This window comes from Romboutsia sp. 13368 (assembly GCF_018336475.1).
Taxonomy (GTDB): domain Bacteria; phylum Bacillota; class Clostridia; order Peptostreptococcales; family Peptostreptococcaceae; genus Romboutsia.
The window spans coordinates 1,209,785-1,211,137 of sequence record NZ_CP048741.1 but is presented as its reverse complement, the minus strand read 5'-3'; the positions used below and the strand labels follow the sequence as shown (position 1 = coordinate 1,211,137).

Here is a 1,353-nt window from a genome sequence, read left to right as displayed (position 1 = left end):
ATATGCAAGAAACTTCTTATTACCTAAAAAGTTAGCAGTTCCTGCTGATAATACGAATATGAAAGAATTAAATGAAAAGAATAAATCAAAAGAGTTAAAAGCTCAAAAAGAATACGAAGCAGCAATAGAANNNATATAAAAGAAGGTGTAAAATGGATATTGTAAAAAGTTATGGAAACTATATAAAAAAGAACATAAAAGATAACCCTGAAAAAAGCTGGAACTTAATTTGTACTGGACTTTGTGCTAATAAAATCAGAACTAACTTTATTCCTAATAAAAATTATTCTAAGGGGAATAAAAAATTAGAACAACTTATTATGAAAATGACTGTAGATGCATTTTCTAACCCAGATAAATCTGTATGGTGTAATTTATACGCACNTACCCTTTGTTCTTATCATAAAGGATTTATAGGTGCTGTTAATTCTAACATAGTACCTAAACCTAAATTTGCTGTAACTACATCCTTTGCTTGTGATGGTAATTTAAATACATTTAGATACTTAGCTAAAAAGCAAAATTTAGATTATACATTATTAGATATNNNTGTTNAGTTTTTGCTGAGTCTGAAGTTATATCTTTAATTGCTCAAAACAAAGAAAAAAGTGATATTATTCACGGTATTCATAATTCTATATCTTCTAAGGCATACTCTTTACTTAAAAGAGTTGGGTTAGAAAATGAATTTATGATGACTGGTGGAGTTGCAAAAAATGTAGGAGTTGTAAAAGCTGTTGAAGATAAAATAGGTGCTAAATTATATATTTGTGAAGAACCTGAAATAGTAGGTGCTACTGGGGCTGCTTTATATGCTTTAGAAAAATTAATATAATAAAATATAAAAAGCTACTCTTTATTTCGAGTAGCTTTTTATATGGGATATTAATATTTGTAATTATTTAAAGTTGTACTTTATATTATTTCATCTGAAGATACTTCTTTTTCAGTATCAACACCTAACATATGCTTTTTAGAAGTATATGTTGTGTGTAATAATTCATGTGCTGTATGTKACTAATATTTAGAAGGGAAATACAGATTATGCCAAAAGAATTAATGTATTTTGATATAGAAGGAGCCTATGGTGGAAATCAAAATTGGTTTAAAAATCCAATCATTAGATTTTGTGGATGTGGAGCAATTGTAACATGTGAYATATGTATTTACTTAAATTTATTTAAAAATATTAAAAACTTATATCCATTTAATATAGATTGTTTAAATAAAGAAGATTTTATTAAATTTTCAAAAATCATGAAAAACTATCTTAAGCCTAAAATAAATGGAATAAGTACACTACAATTATATATAGATGGATTTAAATCATATTTAGAGCATATAAAGTGTAAT

The 1,353-nt window shown here is 25.8% G+C and carries 1 protein-coding gene and 2 pseudogenes; all 3 read left to right on the top strand.

The window, feature by feature from the left end:
- Positions 1–127: pseudogene (locus G3997_RS11840) on the top strand (50S ribosomal protein L9); the annotation flags it as partial.
- Positions 128–535: 408 nt separating this feature from the next.
- Positions 536–835, top strand: coding sequence for a BadF/BadG/BcrA/BcrD ATPase family protein (locus G3997_RS04935; protein WP_330616299.1), 300 nt, complete (start codon positions 536–538; stop codon positions 833–835).
- A 209-nt stretch (positions 836–1,044) separates the two neighbouring features.
- Positions 1,045–1,353: pseudogene (locus tag G3997_RS04930) on the top strand (hypothetical protein); the annotation flags it as partial.